Consider the following 17,233-nt stretch of genomic DNA (forward strand, 5'->3'; position numbering starts at 1 on the left):
TTAGTTTTAACTTGATTTGTTTATGAGAACTTCTTTTCTAGGGCGTCAAAGTCTTCTTTTTTAACAACGCTTTGACGCTGAGCAAAAGTAGCAACTAAATTAGGATCTTCTTTGAGTTCGCCCGTTTGCTTTAAATGATTTAGCGCTTGGTTCATGCCATGCACTGCACCTTGTAAGGCAGCATTGGCATACAGAACAATACCAAATCCCATTTGCGCCAGCTCTTGCTGGGGAAGCGATGGGGTTTTGCCGCCAATCACCATATTGACCAGCTGCGGACAATAAGTTTGTGAGGCAATGATCTTCATTTCTTCTACGCTCTCTGGCGCCTCAATGAAGGTCATATCAGCGCCGGCCTGTGCATACGCCTGTGCTCGATCTAAAGCATCTTGTAATCCATTGATCGATCTTGCATCTGTTCTAGCAATGATTAAAAAGTCCTCATGCGCCCGAGCGTCGACTGCAGCCTTAATCTTTCCGCACATCTCTTCTTTGCTAATAATGCTTTTGCCAGCGAAATGGCCACAACGCTTGGGCATGGCTTGATCTTCTATTTGCACTGCATTAGCACCAGATCGCTCTAATACTTTTATAGTGTGATGGACATTAACCGCATTACCAAAGCCGACATCAACATCCACAATGAGGGGTAGTTGAATCACATCCCGAATAGCGGCCGTGTGCGACGCAACATCATTCAGACTAATAAAGCCTAAATCCGGAATGCCGTAAAACTGATTAGTAAGGCCTGCGCCACTGAGATAGACTGCCTCAAATCCAGCATCCTCAATCACCCTAGCTGCCAAGGCATTGCCTGCTCCAGGCACTAATAAACCCCTTCTCTCATTAATGAGTTGGCGTAAGCGGGTACCCAAGTGAGTTGAGCCATCTTGTTGTGGCATGGTAGTCTCCTTTTTACAGAATTATAAATACCTATTGAGCAACAATTCAGAGACAGATGTCAGAAAAACCCGCTATTACTGGCGTTGATTGCCATGCCCACATCATGGCTGTGGATCTCCCATTAGCACCAGAGATCCACTCCCGCCCTACTCGCGATATTAATGCGGAGGAATATCTCACTGTTTTAGGCTCACATGGCATCTCACATGGGGTATTAACTGCACCCAGTTTTTATGGTGCCAATAATTCGCTTTTGCTTGATGCCCTACGTCGTTATCCAGATCAACTTCGTGGCACCGTGATTGTTGACCCTAGCTCCTCTCGCCTAGAGCGAGAACTGCTACAGATGCGTGAGCAAGGCGTTGTTGGCATTCGCTTGAATTGGATTAGGAAAAAAGCCATTCCGGATATTGATAGCGCTGACTACAAAAAACTCTTGGGTACAGCTAAAGATTTAGACCTGCATATTGAATTATTTTTAGAAGATCACTTACAAGAATTGGTTATTCCCAAAATATTAGCCAGTGGCGCCACCCTAGTGTTAGATCACTTTGGCAACCCTGATCCTAAGCTCGGAGTTCAAGGTAAACAGAGCAAGAGTTTTCAGAATACGCTGCGTAGCCTAGCGGATGGCAAAGTATGGGTAAAACTCTCCGCGCCCTATCGCCTTGGTTTTTTAGATGGTGTTTCTATTCAAGGCTATATCGATGCACTGATAGCAGCTAACCCAAAACAACTGGTATGGGCTAGCGATTGGCCATGGCTCAGCTATGAAAACCGCTTTACTTATGCTGACTGCCTCTCTTGGATTGAGTCGGCCATTCCTAATCGGGCAACATGGAATGACATTTTGATCAATAACCCCAAAACCCTCTTTCATTTTGAATAAGGCTTGATATGCGTAATCTTTCTAAACAATCCCTTTTGAAAACTGTCTTTGCTTGTACGGCAATCTGTTTATTGCAATCGGTTTCTGCCCAGACTGTCACCAAATTGATTGTTCCTACAGCGCCTGGTGGCGGTACTGATGCACTCTTTCGGGTGGCCTCTAAAGATGCACAACGTTTTATTGGTGGTCCTATTAGCGTGCAAAACGTTCCTGGTGCTGGCGGCACGATTGGTGTTGCGCAAATGGTGAACTCTCCGCCAGATGGTTATACCCTAGCAGGTGTTTGGCCCTCCCCGGTCACCGTGGTTCCGCAGACCAGTAAAGTGCCTTACACACCAAATGACTACATTCCAGTCATTCAACTCTCTACCGCACCGTATGTCTTTTGTGTTCATCCTGATTTTCCAGCAAATGATGGCAAATCCTTTATGGAAGAGCTGCGCAAGAATCCCAAGAAACACACCTACGGCACCGATGGCTTAGGTGGTCCTGCGCAACTTGCTACCGAGCGCATCTTTAGACCCCAGAATATCCAAGCAGTTGATGTTCCCTACAAGGGTGCTGGTGAAACCATCATTGGTTTTTTATCCAATCAAATTGATATCTATGTAGGCTCTATTCCACCAGTCTTGCAACATGCCAATATTGGTAAAGCGAAGTGCCTATTGGTCTCTTCTGCAAACAGAAATGCCCAGTTTCCCAATGCCAGCTCTTTGAAAGATATTGGTCTACCAAAAGAAGAGACATTATTGTGGCGCGTAGTGCTAGCACCTAAAGGCACGAAGCCTGAACGCATTAAGCAAATTGCACAAGCGTTCAGTCAGGCCATGAAAGAACCTGACACCATGCGGTATTTAGATGAGGTTGGCGAATCTTCTGCTGTTCTGACAGGCAAAGAGCTACAGAACAAGCTTGATCAGGAATACGCGGCCTTCAGCCAAATCGCTAAAACACTGAATTTGCGTTAAATGCTCAACTGCCAGCTAGTCGCTTTTGCTTGGCGACCAGCTGTAGTCGCTCGCAATCTGGGTTGGGCGTTCCATCCTCATTGAGAATATTGAATTCTCGGCAAGGGGTGGGACGGCTCTCATAGATAGAGCAACGCCAACCTTCCTCTTTAGTGTGACGTAATGCGATACAAGGTGCACCACCCTTCTCGGTACCCTTCATACAAGCCAGATGATCTGTGAGTTTGGTAGTCAGCTCAGCAGGAACAATGCCAACGCCATTACCTTCAATCTCCCCGTGATAGAAACTCACGCGGAAATGTTGGCAACACTGACCACAGTCAAAGCAGGGATTCGATGTCATTAACTTTTGAAACTTACTTAGAGAGTCTCATTGTATTTGCCCTTGGGGAATCTATTAATCAGTCTTTTCCTATATGCAATTCAGTAAGTTCTGATGTAATATATGTATCAATATTGATACGATATTTGGATGAAGAATCCAATATTAGAAGTGTACTTTTATGCAACTGACACATTTAATGAGCCAGTTCGAGAATGGCTTAGGGAACTAACGACTGGAGATAAAAAGATTATTGGCGAAGATTTGAAAACCATTCAATATGGCTGGCCACTTGGAATGCCCCTTGTTAAACATATTGAAGGAGATATCTGGGAGGCCAGAAGTAGATTAAAGGATGGAATTGCTAGAGTATTTTTTGTTCTTGATGGTAAATCCATGGTTTTGATCCATGGATTCAAAAAGAATCAACAGAAAACGCCAAAACCAGATTTGGATATAGCTAGAGCCAGAGTTAAAAATTTGAGGAAGCGGTTATGAAGAAAAAACATATTGGCAGTAATTTTGACGATTTTCTAAAAGAAGAATCTCTTTTAGAACACTCTACAGCTGTTGCAGTGAAGCGTGTTATCGCATGGCAGATTGAACGGGAAATGGAAAAACAAAATTTAACTAAAACATTAATGGCTAAAAAAATGCATACGAGTCGTGCTGCTCTCAATCGCTTACTAGATGAAAGTGATACTAGTCTCACACTAATTACGCTTGCTAGCGCTGCTGCAGTACTTGGAAAGAGTATTAAATTTGAACTAAAAGCCGCTTAAAACAAGGGAATAAGGAATCCGTGAGTTCCTTATTCCCCTTCTGCTAACTTTTGCTGCTGCGATTGTTTTTTTCTTATTGGTACTGACGATTGAAGACGTTCTTTGCTTCGCCTTCATGACGCTTGGTGTTTTTGAGTACTGCGCAATAAGACAAAATCATGATGGCCGCCAATGAGATGCCGTTGAAGTTGTTCGTCAAGTTACTTAAGGTATTCATGTATTTCTCCTCTACTTTGATTGCTTAGTTGTTACTAGATTACTGAGTTAAAAGCTCACGAAATGAGCTAGTAAAAAATCGTGGTTTTTTGGTATTTTGTTGATGTTCTTTCATGTCTTTCATGGGTTTCCTAACGTGCGACTGGCAACTCATCCCACTTGGTGGTGTAGTTAGGTGATCGATTGTTTGATCGCATTTGCCAGGCTTGTTTACTATCTTGCGTGCCTGAGGCTGCCGACCGAAGTGCTGTATTTCCAAAACGCGTATTGATCTCATCCATCACCTTCATGAGGTGTGCTGACTTACCTTTGCTCTCCAGGTCTTCAAAGAGTGATTGCTGAACGCTAGGCTTATCACTAATGCAGTTCAGAATGACTCCTGCCTTCTTATAACGAAAGTTGGGTTGATAAATTTGCTTGAGTCCTGCTAAAGCCGCATTGGTTAATGTCAGCGTGTTATCGGTTGGGTCAGCCAGCGGAATGGTGATACTTTGATGGTGCTGTGGCTCGTGATGTTTAAATGGGTTGGTCTGAATAAACACCGTTAATGCGCCAGTTACCCCATCTTGCCCCCTTAACTTCTCGGCAGCCCTGGCCACATGAGTGGCAACTGATTGAGCCAGCTCAGTCTGGCTGGTCACTAGCTTGCCAAAGCTGCGCGAAGCAATGATTTGCTGCTTGTCTGCTGCCACCTCTTCTAGCTGTAAGCAAGAAGTCCCGCGCAGTTCATAGCATAGGCGCTCCATGACTACGCCATACTGTTGACGCATCGCTTGTGGGGAAGCACACAGCAGATCAAACACACTATGAATACCTTGTGCTTTGAGTTTTTTATTTAACTGTCGACCAATACCCCACACCTCACCAACCTCAGTCTCACTCATCCATTGATAGAGCTCTTCTTTGGGCATTGCTTGCACATCGCATACACCAGAGAATGCGGGATGCTTCTTTGCTAAATGATTAGCCAACTTTGCCAAGGTCTTGCTAGCGCCAATACCAACGCAAACTGGTAAGCCAGTTGTTTCTTTTACAGTGCTGCGAATCGATTGACCTAGCTCGATGGTGTCGCGATGATGCTTTAAGACACTCTCAATCTGTAAGAAACTTTCATCAATACTGTAGATCTCAATTTTGGGTGTAAATGTTTTGAGTACCTGCACTACTCGATTGCTCATATCGCCATAGAGCGTGTAGTTTGAGGAATACGCGGTAATACCGTGCTTCTTGGCCAAATCTTTCATCTGAAACCAGGGCATACCCATTTTGACGCCTAGGGCCTTAACTTCCGCACTACGCGCCACGGCGCATCCATCATTATTCGATAGCACAACCATCGGCACAGCTTCTAACTTAGGCTGAAAAACACGCTCACAAGAAACATAGAAATTGTTCACATCTACTAGAGCAAATAATGGTGTCTGCACAGCAGATAATTTTTTTGGGGTGCTCATGGCTTAATACTCTTGTTGTAACGAGTGCTCGCAGTGCTGTACTTGCGCACCACACCAACTACTACACCCCAAATCTGCAACTCATTGCCCTCACCAAATGTGATGGGTTCATAACTTGAGTTCTCAGGTTGCAACTCAACGCGGCCACGTGATTGATATAAACGCTTAATGGTGTATTCACCATCAACGACTGCCACCACAATATCTTTGTGTTTTGGCTTTAATGCTTTATCCACCACCACCTTATCGCCGTCACAAATTCCCGCGCCCAACATCGAGTCACCCTTCACGGTGAACATAAAGGTGGCGGGCTTGTTCTCAACGAGGTACTGATTTAAATCCAGGCCATCCTCAGCGTAATCAGCCGCTGGACTGGGGAATCCAGCTGAAATACGGTGGCTTAAGAGCTTAAGCTCATAAGCGGCAAAATAACCTGCCAAGGCTTGTGGCGCCTGACTTAAGGTCGTTTTAAGAGGGGTTAACTGCGACTTCATAGTGATGAATATACTGTATGTTTATACAGTATATATAAAAACCTTAAAAATGAGGCTGTTTTTGTTGTTTTCAGGTCTTTGAAGCGGTTTTTCTAGTCATAAACCCCAATCTCCTAAACAAAGATTTAACCCATAATGGGCTATGAGTTTTCGATGAATTTTCATTCCAAAACAACCGATACCGGTGGGGGAGACAAATGAAGGTGTATCAGAAGGCAACTTATATCGTTGCTGGGTTTTATTTTTTCTTGAGCCTGTGTACAGCAGCGTTTGCACAATCCGCAGCACCCTTCCCTGATAGAACCATCCAGTACATTATTCCTTTTCCGCCTGCTGGCGAATCGGATTTAGTGGCTCGCTATCAAGCTGATATCTCCGCGAAAAAGTTTGGGCAACCCATGGTGGTAATGAATCGCGCTGGCGCTGGTGGCGCTCTTGTTTGGAGCACGCTCAATACCTACCCTGCTGATGGCGCAACTGTAGTGGGCGTCAATATTCCGCACACCATCTTGCAACCACTACAAGAAGGTATTCAGTACAAAACTGACGACATCAATGCGATCTACTACTATCACTTCACCCCAGATGCCTTGATGGTCTCTGCTGATAGCCCGTATAAAACCTATCAAGAATTTATTGCGGCAGCTAAGAAGGAACCTGGCAAGATGTCCTTGGCTGGCTCGGCCCAATACTCTGCTAACCATATGGCTGTAGAGCGCTTAAATAAATTGGCGGGCGTCAAAATTAATTACGTGCCATTTAAAGGCACAGGTGATTTAATTACCGCTCTTATTGGTATGCACGTTGATGGCGCGATGGGTTATCTACCGCTAGCGATTCAGCAAAAAGGAAAAGTGCGCACCCTTGCTATCGCTACCGAAAAACGCAATCCCGCCCTACCGGATGTACCCACCTTTAAAGAGTTGGGTCTGAACTGGATAGACGGCGCTTATCGCGGTGTAGCCGTACCAAAATCTACCCCACTAGTACTACAACAAAAGATGTCGGATTACTTTGCCAAACTCAATGCCGATCCCGAGACTAAGAAAAAATTAGAAGAGTCTGGGTTTGTATTGGTTGACATACCGCTAGCGAAGATGCCTGCGTTTATGAAAGAGAAAACCGCGCAATCCATGGAAGATGCTAAGAGCGCTGGCATGCTGAAGTAATCAAGCGTAATCAGTACAAGCTTTATTCCTGACCGGTTTTATGCATAAAAATTTGGATGTCCTCCTGCGAAACAGGCAGACTAATAAGATCGGTGTAATAAAGACTGGAACCGGGCAGACGCTCAATTGACTTCGGAGCAAGACGCCCAACAGGGACTAAATATTCTTGCCAAAGCTGGCGCATGTGTAGGCTATACGCGCTCACCGGAACCTTTAGCTCAACCGCCCGTTCCGTCAGTTGCTCGCAAAGGGTAACCGGTCTTTCGATATGAAGTCCATAAAGATGCGGTCGCTCTGATTTTGCTTTTTTCTCATAACGCTCAACATGGTAATCGTGGTATGTTCTCGTGCCAAAATCAAAGATATTATCGGCAATGGCGCGCGACAACCAATAAGCATCGGTTGCATCATAGTCACTCAAGAGCACATCCTGTAATTTGTTTTGATAGCGCTCTTTGTATTTTTGAGTTTTATGGCTATAAAAAGGATGTGTTTTCATATAGCTAGCAACCAAGCCACCTAGCACTACTAAGCCCCCAATTAATATCCCCTCAGTCATCCCCAATACCTTTGCTGATCTCAACAGGCGGGCTATTTAGCCCAGCCAGCAAATACTTCCAAAATGTTTAATCGATAAAATACTAAAAAAATAGATTCAATACGTGAACTGTCGCACATTATTTGTGCAAATAGGACTAGCAAAACATGAATGCCAAAATGGCTGGGTCATCTAAAAACATATCAGATAGATGCATGCTAGCTCTAAAAAGCCAAGGGCTTACGGTCTCAATGATTTCTGAAAGCAGTTCCATGGGGCTATTGTAATAGCCTAGCCCCCAAGATAGTCAGACTTACCCACCTCTACGCCGTTATGACGCAAGATGTTGTAGGTGGTCGTAATATGAAAATAGAAGTTAGGAATGATCCAGGTCAGTAGGTATTGATCGCCTACAAACTCAAAGTTCCACTCTTTAATCGAAAACTTAATTTCTTTAGTCTCGCTACCTTCCAGTTGGGCTGGGGTAATGGTCTTAGCAAAAGCAATGGTTTGCGCAATGCGCTCTTGCAACTGCTCAAAGGTACTTTCATGATCATCAAACTTAGGCGCCTCAACACCAGCTAAACGAGCCATGCCATTTTTAACTTGGTCACACGCAATTTGGATTTGCCTTGATAAGGGGAACATATCTGGCGCAAGGCGATCATTGACCAGCACTGCGCCATCAATATTCTTTTCCTTGGCGAAGGCTTCACCCTTTTTGAGGATATTAGAAAGGTTTGTCAGCATCTTCACAAATTGTGGAATCGATGCTTGATACATTGACATTGGCATATTGATTTTCACCCTCTGATTTAAACGTCACTCATAAAATCACCACCACCACTATCATCCCAAGAGCTGGCACCAGTGTCATCCCACGAACTCGCATCGTTCACACCAAAGTTCGGAGCATCTGGCGCAATTCCGCCGACTTGATTAAAGCCGTTGTTTACATTTCCGGGATTAGCGTGTTGGCCGCCACCCATTAAATGACTCGCCAATGCTTCACCTGCAACCATGCCGGCACCTAAAGCGGCGCCCGTTGCCAAGCTACCCATCAAGCCACTACCTGCGCTAGGCGCGCCAGGATAGCCAGGGGGATAAGCACCGGGAGCGCCTGGGGCACCAGGATAAGGGCCATTTGCTGTCGGTGCGTTGTATACCTCTACAGGTTGTTGACGCTTTCTCATGAAGAACATGATTCCTGCAATCAAGATCGCAATCAGAATCCAGAACATCGGGCTAGTGAAGATAGAGCCTGCGCCTGCATTTGCATTTGCATTTGTGTGAGTAGGCGCTGTGCCAGCACGCAACTCCGCTTGTAAGCGTTGAACGGATTCGGGCTGAGCGAATGGCAATCCAGGCGCTAGATTTTCTGCCTGAACAAAAGCTTGACGCGCGGCATCGATTTTGCCTTCACGCAAATAGAGTTCAGATGCAATGTAATGCGCCTTGGCGCTATTAGGATGATTTTGCAATACCTCTTTCATCATGGCATCGGCTTTAGCCAATTGACCTGATTGAATGACTTGAGAAACCTCTGGCAACGTTGCCTCGGCAAAAGCCAGCGAGCTCGTTAGCAAGAGTGCGCTTGCAAACACGGTCATAAACATCTTTATTACATTACGCATTTTCATTAAAGCTCCTTGTAGGATATTTACTACGAATTTCATTATCGCTAGTTTGGGTATTTTTGCTATTCCTTGGCTATATGAGGGCTTTTTGGTGAAATTCAAGCCTAAGAATAGAGCCTCTCAAATGGAGTAACCTTATTTTTTGTAGCTATATTAATTCATTGATGTTATGATTTTATGTAACTACAATTATTTGGATAAAATTTATCTATGATTTGGCAAAAAATAATTCAAATTTAAAAAAGCATGCCCCCCCTTTTTTTTCGGCTGCTCAGTCATTAGATTGGGATACAGCACTGAAGCGGGTTGACCGCAGAAAAGAGTATGGGGAAGAAAGGTTCGTCGCTTTAGTACCAATGAGTCAACGCTCATATTGCGTGGTTTATGTAGAGTCAAAAGCAACAATCAGAATTATTAGTCTGAGAAAAGCAAACATTCGCGAGATCGATAAATATGAAGAAGAAAATTATTAAGCCTAGCGCTAAAGAAGACATTGCAATTACGAAAGCCGCCTTGTCTGATCCAGACTCACTCCCGCTCACGGACAAAGAATGGGATGAAATTAAACACAGAGCTATTCGAGGCCGGGGTAGACCTCTTGGTAGCGGCACCAAAGAGCAGATCACCCTAAGAATTGATAAAGACACATTAGATTTCTACAAATCTAAAGGTGAAGGCTGGCAAACTTTCATCAATCAAATATTGGGTGAAGTAAAGAGAGAATCTAAAACCATCTCCACCATTGAGAAAAGGCTTAATAAAAGCGCCTTAATGTCCAACAAGTTAAAGGCAGTCGCCTAAACACCCCAGCGCATCAAGAAATCTCTTTGATCTCACCCGATGAGGAAATTAAATAAGCCTTACTAGGCTTGTCTTTGCGGATTCGAGCTAATTCATTGCGGTAGTTCTGTAACTGTTCCCGATATTGCTCGTACTTCTTGCTACCGACCTCCGGAATAGTTAGCTTGTAGTCCAAGATGGCGATATGGTCATCAAATTCTACTAAGCGATCCATGCGGTAGCTCCTACCTTCTTTACTGGCAATATCAAGTTCGTTCCATGCGGCAATCCATTGGCCTGAGGTGAGATAAGGTTTGAGCTCTGTCGCTGCTAATACTTTAGTTGCCCGCTCAATCACTCTCTTGGCATGATCTTGATCCACGCCCAACCAATTCATTACCTCTTGTTCAGTTGGCATAGGCGGCTTGATAGGGCCGCTTGAATCTGGAGTTAAGAACTCCAGCAATTTATGAAAGTTCGTACCCTCTTCCAAAATTTCAGGGTCCGGTTGCTCCTGTGCCTGCTCTTTGGATTTTTCTGCAAGCTCTTTTGCAAACTCACCACTCTCAATCTTAGAGATTAGCTCTTGGTAATCTTTTTGAGCATGCTCCCATTCAATCGCGAAGTGATCCATCTGAAATGGCATGCTACCGAGCTGCGCTTGGGCATTGCTTGCTTGCGTCGCCACCTCCGGAAGATTGAGAGCGTCCACATCTAGGGTTGCTACCCCAGCCGCCAAGGCTCTGCCATACCAAGAACGCTCTTTAATGCCCGTTTTGGATTTGGCTGCAACGCCGCTGATCCATAAACCCTGCTTCGCCCTAGTCATCGCTACGTATAGCAGGTTCCAGTTTTCTTTTTGACTTACTTCAGCTTCTTTTTGAAAGATTGCGCTACGCTCGCCCGTTAAGGTCTTGGCGGTATACAAAGATAAATGGCTTGGGCTGGTTTTTTCAGGAGACCAATCCAACAGCACGCCACGATGAGGTGCCTTCCACTCTGTATTATTCGCATCGAGCATAAAGACAAATGGAGCCTCTAAACCTTTTGCTCCATGGATCGTCATCAATCGTACGCGTCGATGCTGATCCTCTTCAGACATTTCACTATCAACGTCAGCTTCGGCAATATTGCCATCAACATCCGTTTCCGCTTCCAGCTCAACATCACCCTCATCGGGCGTCTCATCATCGTCACCGCGACGCATTGCGTTGATCTCATCAATAAAGCGACTTAAGCTTGGGTATCGACCACCATCTTGATTTAAAGCCAGCTCTAAGAAAGCATCTAGGTTTGCCAGCACTTGCGCACGCGCTAAGTTTTGTGCAGAAACCGCATAGCGAATACGTAAATCACTCTCGTGATAAATCAGATCCAATAAGTCATGAACCGGCAATACCTCACCCAGACTGCGCCAGCGCTCCAAATAGTGAGCCGCCTTCTGAATGCGAGGGCTTTGACTCAGTTGCAATGCGTCCCACCAGCTAGTGAGCCCATCGCCCACGCTCTTGGCAAGTTCTTGCATCTGCCCTTCAGAAAAACCAAATATAGGACTACGTAATACTTGCGCTAAAGGCAAATCATGTCTTGGTGAAACCAATACCGTTAGCAAGGCAATCAAATCATCAATCTCAAGGGTGTTGAGCAAGCCCCCTAAACGAGAGCTGTCATAAGCCAGACCCGCTTCACGCAGTGCTTTTTCATATTGGGGCAAAAATTCGCGGCGCTTCACTAGCAAAATAAAATCACTGCCTCTTGCAGGACGCCAAATGGATTTGCCATCTTTTTTATCCATCACTTGACGAGTAGCCAATAAATGATGAATTAAGCGACTAATAACTTTGCCCTCTTCATAGCGTTGCTGAACTGGTGTAGTTTGCCCAGCATCTTCTATCGGACCTTCCAGTGCAGTGCCAACACGTGAGGCGACAACAGGCTCTTCGCGTGGAATTAGTGGCAATAAATAGGCCTCACCCTTAGCGGCATAATCTTGCTCAGGAAGCCTTTCTAGCAAAGGCTTCCAGGCTGTAGCCTGCTTTGCGTAGCGATAACTTTCAGGCAATGATCCGGCTAGAAAAATCTGATTAACTGCATCATTAATTTCTGGCGCATTACGACGCGTCGTATTTTGATATAGAGAGATCGCTCCAAGCTTCTCTTCTAAGAAATCACGGGCGCTATCAAATAATCTAGGGTCAGCACGGCGGAAACGATAAATAGACTGCTTAGGATCGCCCACAATAAACACGCTTGGCATCAATCCATCATCGCTATACCCAGCGAGCCATGAACGCAATATCTGCCACTGCAATGGATTGGTATCCTGAAATTCATCGATCAGAATATGTTTGTATTTGGCATCTAGCCTGGCTTGTAAATAGGCGGCGTTATCTGAGCTCGCCATCAATTGACTTACGCCAATCTCTAAATCATCAAAATCGCGCACACGCATGGCCTCTTTGCTTCTTTCCATATGCGCGAGCATAGCCTCGCTCATAGCAAACCAGGCATCATTTAATTGATGTATTAAATGCTCGCTCTGCCATACAAATAGGGCTTCGTAGGCTTTTAACCAATCAGTGCGAATAGCAGTAATCTCGGCAGGATCTTGACCCAAACCTTCAAGATACTTCTTCATTGGGGCGCTAACATCCTCAATGTCTTTTAAGGGAGTTCGTTTTTGAGTAAAGAAATAACTTTCCCATTTACCGGTAATCTCCATCACAGCACCACCAGCCGCATGATGTGCGATCACATCCAGAATAAATGGAGCTTTGTCTTTTTGAGTATTGGTGCCATTACTAAAGCACCTGTACATGATTTCTAAATTGGCTTTAGTTTGTGGCTGACTCCAAAACACTTCTAATGGATTTAAGCCGCCCAAGCATGGCAGGATTTTTTCTAAACATGCAATTGGCTTAACACCTTGAGCATTGCAGGTGTCTTGAAAAAATGACCAGGCGCCTCTTTGCTTAAATAAACTGTAGATACCCATCAAGAATTTTTGCGTTTCAAACGCACCGAACTCTTCTAGCAAAACGTCATAGTGCGCTTGCAGGTCTTTTGGCAAATTACCCCACCAATCCGACATGCACTCTTCTTGTAAACGCTTGGCATCTTCTCGCAAGCGAAAGCCTGGCTGAACCTCAGCAGATACAGGAGCAGCGTCCAAGAGTCGTCCAAACCAACCATGAAAAGTATCGATTACTACCGCCTGAGGGCTTGCCAAAATATTGAGGTACAGAGCCCGAGCTTGCGGCAACAAATCTATGACTTGGCCACGAGCTACACCCCTATCAACTAGCTGCTCAGTCAAAGCAGCGTCATCCGCAGTTGAAAACTCTTCTAGCAATTGGTACAAGCGATCGCGCATTTCTTGGGCGGCCTTGCGAGTAAATGTCAGCGCAAGAATTTCCTGTGGCTTAGCCCCCGCCAAAAGCAAACGAATCATACGAGAAACTAATAGCCATGTTTTGCCGCTACCTGCACAGGCAGAAACAATCACCGATTTTGTAGGGTCGCAGGCAATCGCGTTATCAAACTGATCGCTCACCACATCCCCTTCCTACAAATACCGCGAGCATCGCAGTATTGGCATACGCTATCCGGCGCAAATGCTTGCATGGATTTACGCGCCCACAAATCATTTAAGTCTTGAACAATTTGCTCAGAAAATTGCTGCATTAGTTCGGGCATATCTTGAACTGAATGAGCCCGCACCTGCTTTTCCTCATCGTCGCTGACTTTGGCTTTAAGGCTGATCCATTCAGCCTGTTCTACAGTACGGCCCGGAAGGTGTGCGCCAACAGGATCCTCGTTTGCCCCGCGTGCGTAAATTAATAATTGCGGATCATCCAGCACGTTTTCAGCGCGGCTGGAAATCTTCTTCATGTTTTGATTTTTATAGTCAATGACAGCAGCAATGGATTTATCCGATTCATGAATATCGAAGCGATCAGCGCGCCCTGCAATGCGCATCTGCCTTTGCACCCCGTCAGAATCCTTTAAGGTGACTGTAAAGCCTACTGGCAATTCAGCATCGTGATAACGCCATCCTTCGTTTTCACGCTTGATTTGCCAATCGATAAAACTCGGAATTTGTTTTTGCCAGTCTCGCAATGTCCCAAGGACTCTTGCATCGCCAGCAATTAATCTTTCAAATTCTTTTTCAGAGAAACGCATGAGATGCTCAATCATCCATTGACGTCTTACATCATCACCATCATGAGTGGGTGAATGGGGTTTCTTCTCTTCAGTTTTGAGTGCTTGGAAAAAGTTTTTGAGTAGTGCATGCAGCGTCTGCCCTGCTAACGAGGCATCAAAGCCCTCTTCAAATTCTTTTGCCTTACGCAGACCCAATAAGCTACTGACATAGTAGCGATAAGGGCAGTCCCGCAAAGCCTTATAGGCACTAGGTGAAATAGTCGTCGGAATGGCCAAATCTGGATCTGGCTTACCGATTGCCATCTGAATGGGTTGAGACTGTCCTTCATATAGCTTCAAGTTTGGATCAGATACCTGTAACGCATTTTGATTGAGCGCTATTTGCAAACGTGCAATCCATGCCGAAGGCCTTAAGGGTTCGCCACTTTTACTTTTGCTCTGCCACAATAAGTCTACGTTCGGACAAGAAACCAAAAGCTGAGAAAGATCTCTTGCTTGCTGAACATATTGCGCAGTAATCGTTGAAGACTTGAGATAACGATTAAGCGCATCAGAAAAGAATAATGGTGGTTGTGCAAACGCAGGCAACTGTTGCTCATCACACCCCACAATCACTACAGCGTCAAACTCACGCAGCCTTGTTGAGCTGAGCGGCAAGATGCTCAATGTCGCTTGCGAATCTTTCCCTGCTTCTTCGTATGAAGCTTCTTCAATGACAGTTTTTAGAAGGCTCAGCCACTCAGGCAAACGCATCTTTAGGTCACCATAGGGTCCTGAGCCAAGATCAAAGCACTTTAAGGCTTCTAATAATTGCTTACCAGCAGCATCTTTTTCCAGTCGGCCAGCCATGCCCGTTGCCTCAAGCTGGATCTGTAGCTTCTGGTAAGCGTCTGCACAGGTAAATGAAGCGGTCTGCCACTTTCCATGCAATCCATTTGCCAATCGAATTAACTCGATGAGCTGTTGATTGGGTGAGCCACCATGACTTGTTGCATAGCTATTGGCTTTTTCAATCGCAGCCATAAAAGTTTCCCAGCCAGATTTCGCCTGACTGGCAACCAAAATATCTTCTAACTGCGCAAGCAAGCCCAGGCAAGATTCAGGGGTCTTCTCAAGACTGTGTGCAAGATCTAAATACGGGTTTTGCAAAAACTCGAGCAAGATAGTAGCGCTAGGCCCCTCTTTAGGCGCACGCATCAACTCCAAAAGACTATCCAATGCAGCAGCGGCTCTAGTGGTCGACAACTTCCATCCCGTTTCATCACGAATGCGCAAGGCATTGCCAAGACGACTCAATAATGCTCTTGCACGACGCGCCACCAAACGATCTTGTGCCACTAAAGCAATATTTTTCTTACCCGCAATCAGATAAGACTCAACGGATTTTGTAGCAGCCCATGCAAGCTCTTCAAAGCGCTTTGCAGAAATTAAACGCCATCCTTCGTGCACGCTTGAGTCAACATTATGTTGAATCTGCCGCTCTTGCTCTGCATCTAACTTGATGAGCTCACCTTTTGCATCCTGACCGGCAAAAGCTTCAGACCATAAAGCGACGCTCTTCCAATCAAGAGAAACGCCTACCACTGGCGCCCACTGGGCATATTCCGCCAGGTAATGATCGATAACTTCCTGATCAATCGGCTTTGGATCTGCAGTTTGAACCCATATGAATGGGCGCACACCATTGCTGTTATTTGTTGCGATTTCTTTTGCGCATTGCAAGTGAACCGACATGGCGAGATGCTTGCGAATAACTGGATCACCAGCGTTAGTAAGGTAACGCCAAAAAGCCAGCAAGACTGCTGCCTCTTCATCGGCAACATTTTTTGATAAGCCAACATAGGCTTTGGCTATTGCTTGATCTAAAACCTGCTCTACCCTCTTAAGCCATGCCTGAGTATCCAATGAATGTGTCTGTAGCAAATCATTGAACTCATCCTGCAGTTGCGGAACCACTAATTCTGACAAGGCATCACAGGCCTGAATCACTGCTTGCGCGAGACCCCATGCCCCCGCTTCACTCTCTGCCTTAAACCAAGCTTGTAATGTTTTGTGTTTGCGCAAATTGACGAACACCGATAACCAACGCTCTAAGTCTGTTTGCTTCTTAGGAAACTTCCACGCGCCCGGCGCTGACTCTAGCCAATCGGCAAAGCTAATCACCTGAGGCAAGAAGGCAATCTGTGGATCCAGGTCTTCGGGTCGATGCTTCTCTAGCGCAGCTCTGATCCCAATCAATGGGCCCGCGGTGCTGAGCACTACTAGTGGGCGTACTTTAGTTTGCAGTGCACAATCCCAAATCCCTTTGGCGAGTTGCTCAAGCGCAGTGGAATCAGGCGTTATCGCCCAAGCTTGCACTTGTTTTTGCTTCGAAATTGATGGAAATGGCTGCGGCATTAAGCGGGATTTTGAGTTTCAGTTTTATGGCTAATTTTGGGTTTTGAGCAGAATGTTTCGCTTATTGCTAATATAAGCGTTGTAGCGCTATAACTAAACACATAAACAAATACGCCCAAATAAGGAATTTTCATGAGTGCCGGCATTAAATATGTAACTGACGCCTCTTTCGAACAAGACGTCCTCAAGTCCGATAAACCTGTTCTGCTCGACTTCTGGGCTGAATGGTGCGGTCCTTGCAAAATGATTGGCCCTATCCTGGAAGAGCTTTCTGGCGAGTACGGCGATAAGTTGCAAATCGCCAAAATGAACGTTGATGAGAACCAAGGCGTGCCTGCCCAGTTCAATATCCGCGGCATTCCGACCTTGATCCTATTCAAAAATGGCACAGTGGCTGCTCAAAAAGTAGGCGCTTTGGCCAAATCCCAATTGACTGCATTTATCGATAGTCATCTATAAATAGTCCCATGCCACAGGTTCAGGAACTGAGCCTGTGGTTTTAGTGTAGTATTTCAGTAAT

Annotated in this window: 18 protein-coding genes; 8 read left to right on the plus strand and 10 right to left on the minus strand. The window is 45.4% G+C overall.

Annotation, left to right across the window (positions count from 1 at the left end):
* Positions 1-20: 20 nt before the first annotated feature.
* Positions 21-902, minus strand: coding sequence for an oxaloacetate decarboxylase (locus IC571_RS06835; RefSeq protein ID WP_215315580.1), 882 nt, complete (start codon positions 900-902; stop codon positions 21-23).
* Positions 903-958: 56 nt separating this feature from the next.
* Between IC571_RS06835 and IC571_RS06840 the strand changes: the two genes are divergently transcribed.
* Positions 959-1,792: an amidohydrolase gene (locus IC571_RS06840; RefSeq protein ID WP_215315581.1), complete on the plus strand. Its 834-nt coding sequence runs from the start codon at positions 959-961 to the stop codon at positions 1,790-1,792.
* An 8-nt stretch (positions 1,793-1,800) separates the two neighbouring features.
* On the plus strand, positions 1,801-2,760 hold the full coding sequence (locus tag IC571_RS06845) for a tripartite tricarboxylate transporter substrate binding protein (RefSeq protein ID WP_215315582.1): 960 nt from the start codon (positions 1,801-1,803) through the stop codon (positions 2,758-2,760).
* A gap of 4 nt (positions 2,761-2,764) precedes the next feature.
* Here the strand turns inward: IC571_RS06845 and IC571_RS06850 are convergent, their stop codons facing one another.
* Positions 2,765-3,052 carry a YkgJ family cysteine cluster protein gene (locus IC571_RS06850; protein WP_251373280.1) on the minus strand — a complete coding sequence of 96 codons (288 nt, stop codon included), beginning with the start codon at positions 3,050-3,052 and terminating at the stop codon, positions 2,765-2,767.
* A 180-nt stretch (positions 3,053-3,232) separates the two neighbouring features.
* On the opposite strand from IC571_RS06850, the gene IC571_RS06855 reads away from it, so the two are divergent.
* Together IC571_RS06855 and IC571_RS06860 are read left to right on the plus strand one after the other, a co-directional pair.
* Positions 3,233-3,580: a type II toxin-antitoxin system RelE/ParE family toxin gene (locus IC571_RS06855; RefSeq protein WP_215315584.1), complete on the plus strand. Its 348-nt coding sequence runs from the start codon at positions 3,233-3,235 to the stop codon at positions 3,578-3,580.
* On the plus strand, positions 3,577-3,864 hold the full coding sequence (locus tag IC571_RS06860) for a helix-turn-helix domain-containing protein (RefSeq protein ID WP_215315585.1): 288 nt from the start codon (positions 3,577-3,579) through the stop codon (positions 3,862-3,864). The genes IC571_RS06855 and IC571_RS06860 overlap by 4 nt, the downstream gene beginning before the upstream one ends.
* A gap of 73 nt (positions 3,865-3,937) precedes the next feature.
* Here IC571_RS06860 and IC571_RS06865 read toward each other — a convergent pair whose 3' ends face one another.
* From IC571_RS06865 to IC571_RS06875, 3 genes are all read right to left on the minus strand, one after another.
* On the minus strand, positions 3,938-4,081 hold the full coding sequence (locus IC571_RS06865) for a hypothetical protein (protein ID WP_215315586.1): 144 nt from the start codon (positions 4,079-4,081) through the stop codon (positions 3,938-3,940).
* A gap of 130 nt (positions 4,082-4,211) precedes the next feature.
* On the minus strand, positions 4,212-5,534 hold the full coding sequence (locus tag IC571_RS06870; RefSeq protein WP_215315587.1) for a Y-family DNA polymerase: 1,323 nt from the start codon (positions 5,532-5,534) through the stop codon (positions 4,212-4,214).
* On the minus strand, positions 5,531-6,028 hold the full coding sequence (locus IC571_RS06875) for a LexA family transcriptional regulator (protein ID WP_215315588.1): 498 nt from the start codon (positions 6,026-6,028) through the stop codon (positions 5,531-5,533). Before IC571_RS06875 ends, IC571_RS06870 begins: the two co-directional genes overlap by 4 nt.
* Positions 6,029-6,225: 197 nt before the next feature.
* Here IC571_RS06875 and IC571_RS06880 point away from each other — a divergent pair, with 197 nt between their 5' ends.
* A complete protein-coding gene (locus IC571_RS06880; RefSeq protein ID WP_215315589.1) occupies positions 6,226-7,197 on the plus strand; it encodes a tripartite tricarboxylate transporter substrate binding protein in 972 nt (323 codons plus the stop codon).
* A gap of 22 nt (positions 7,198-7,219) precedes the next feature.
* Here the strand turns inward: IC571_RS06880 and IC571_RS06885 are convergent, their stop codons facing one another.
* The 3 genes from IC571_RS06885 to IC571_RS06895 all read right to left on the minus strand — a co-directional run bounded on the left by IC571_RS06885 (position 7,220) and on the right by IC571_RS06895 (position 9,375).
* Entirely contained in the window at positions 7,220-7,696 is a 477-nt protein-coding gene (locus IC571_RS06885) for a hypothetical protein (RefSeq protein ID WP_215315590.1), read from the minus strand.
* A 330-nt stretch (positions 7,697-8,026) separates the two neighbouring features.
* Complete coding sequence (locus tag IC571_RS06890) at positions 8,027-8,530, minus strand: DUF1993 family protein (protein ID WP_215315591.1); 504 nt, start codon at positions 8,528-8,530, stop codon at positions 8,027-8,029.
* A 20-nt stretch (positions 8,531-8,550) separates the two neighbouring features.
* Positions 8,551-9,375 (minus strand): tetratricopeptide repeat protein, encoded by an 825-nt coding sequence (locus tag IC571_RS06895; RefSeq protein ID WP_215315592.1) that lies wholly within the window; start codon positions 9,373-9,375, stop codon positions 8,551-8,553.
* A gap of 212 nt (positions 9,376-9,587) precedes the next feature.
* On the opposite strand from IC571_RS06895, the gene IC571_RS06900 reads away from it, so the two are divergent.
* Both IC571_RS06900 and IC571_RS06905 read left to right on the plus strand, forming a co-directional pair.
* Positions 9,588-9,845 (plus strand): BrnT family toxin, encoded by a 258-nt coding sequence (locus tag IC571_RS06900; protein WP_215315593.1) that lies wholly within the window; start codon positions 9,588-9,590, stop codon positions 9,843-9,845.
* Complete coding sequence (locus IC571_RS06905; protein ID WP_215315594.1) at positions 9,826-10,173, plus strand: BrnA antitoxin family protein; 348 nt, start codon at positions 9,826-9,828, stop codon at positions 10,171-10,173. The genes IC571_RS06900 and IC571_RS06905 overlap by 20 nt, the downstream gene beginning before the upstream one ends.
* Positions 10,174-10,186: 13 nt before the next feature.
* Here the strand turns inward: IC571_RS06905 and IC571_RS06910 are convergent, their stop codons facing one another.
* Positions 10,187-13,705: an exodeoxyribonuclease V subunit beta gene (locus IC571_RS06910; RefSeq protein WP_251373283.1), complete on the minus strand. Its 3,519-nt coding sequence runs from the start codon at positions 13,703-13,705 to the stop codon at positions 10,187-10,189.
* Positions 13,702-16,713, minus strand: a complete 3,012-nt coding sequence (locus tag IC571_RS06915; protein WP_215315596.1) for a PD-(D/E)XK nuclease family protein — start codon at positions 16,711-16,713, stop codon at positions 13,702-13,704. The genes IC571_RS06910 and IC571_RS06915 overlap by 4 nt, the downstream gene beginning before the upstream one ends.
* 132 nt (positions 16,714-16,845) lie before the next feature.
* Between IC571_RS06915 and trxA the strand changes: the two genes are divergently transcribed.
* Positions 16,846-17,172, plus strand: coding sequence for a thioredoxin TrxA (trxA, locus tag IC571_RS06920; protein WP_068948270.1), 327 nt, complete (start codon positions 16,846-16,848; stop codon positions 17,170-17,172).
* Positions 17,173-17,233 lie beyond the last annotated feature (61 nt).

Origin of the sequence: Polynucleobacter sp. MWH-UH2A (assembly GCF_018687195.1) — a bacterium.
In the GTDB taxonomy this organism is placed as follows: Bacteria; Pseudomonadota; Gammaproteobacteria; order Burkholderiales; family Burkholderiaceae; genus Polynucleobacter.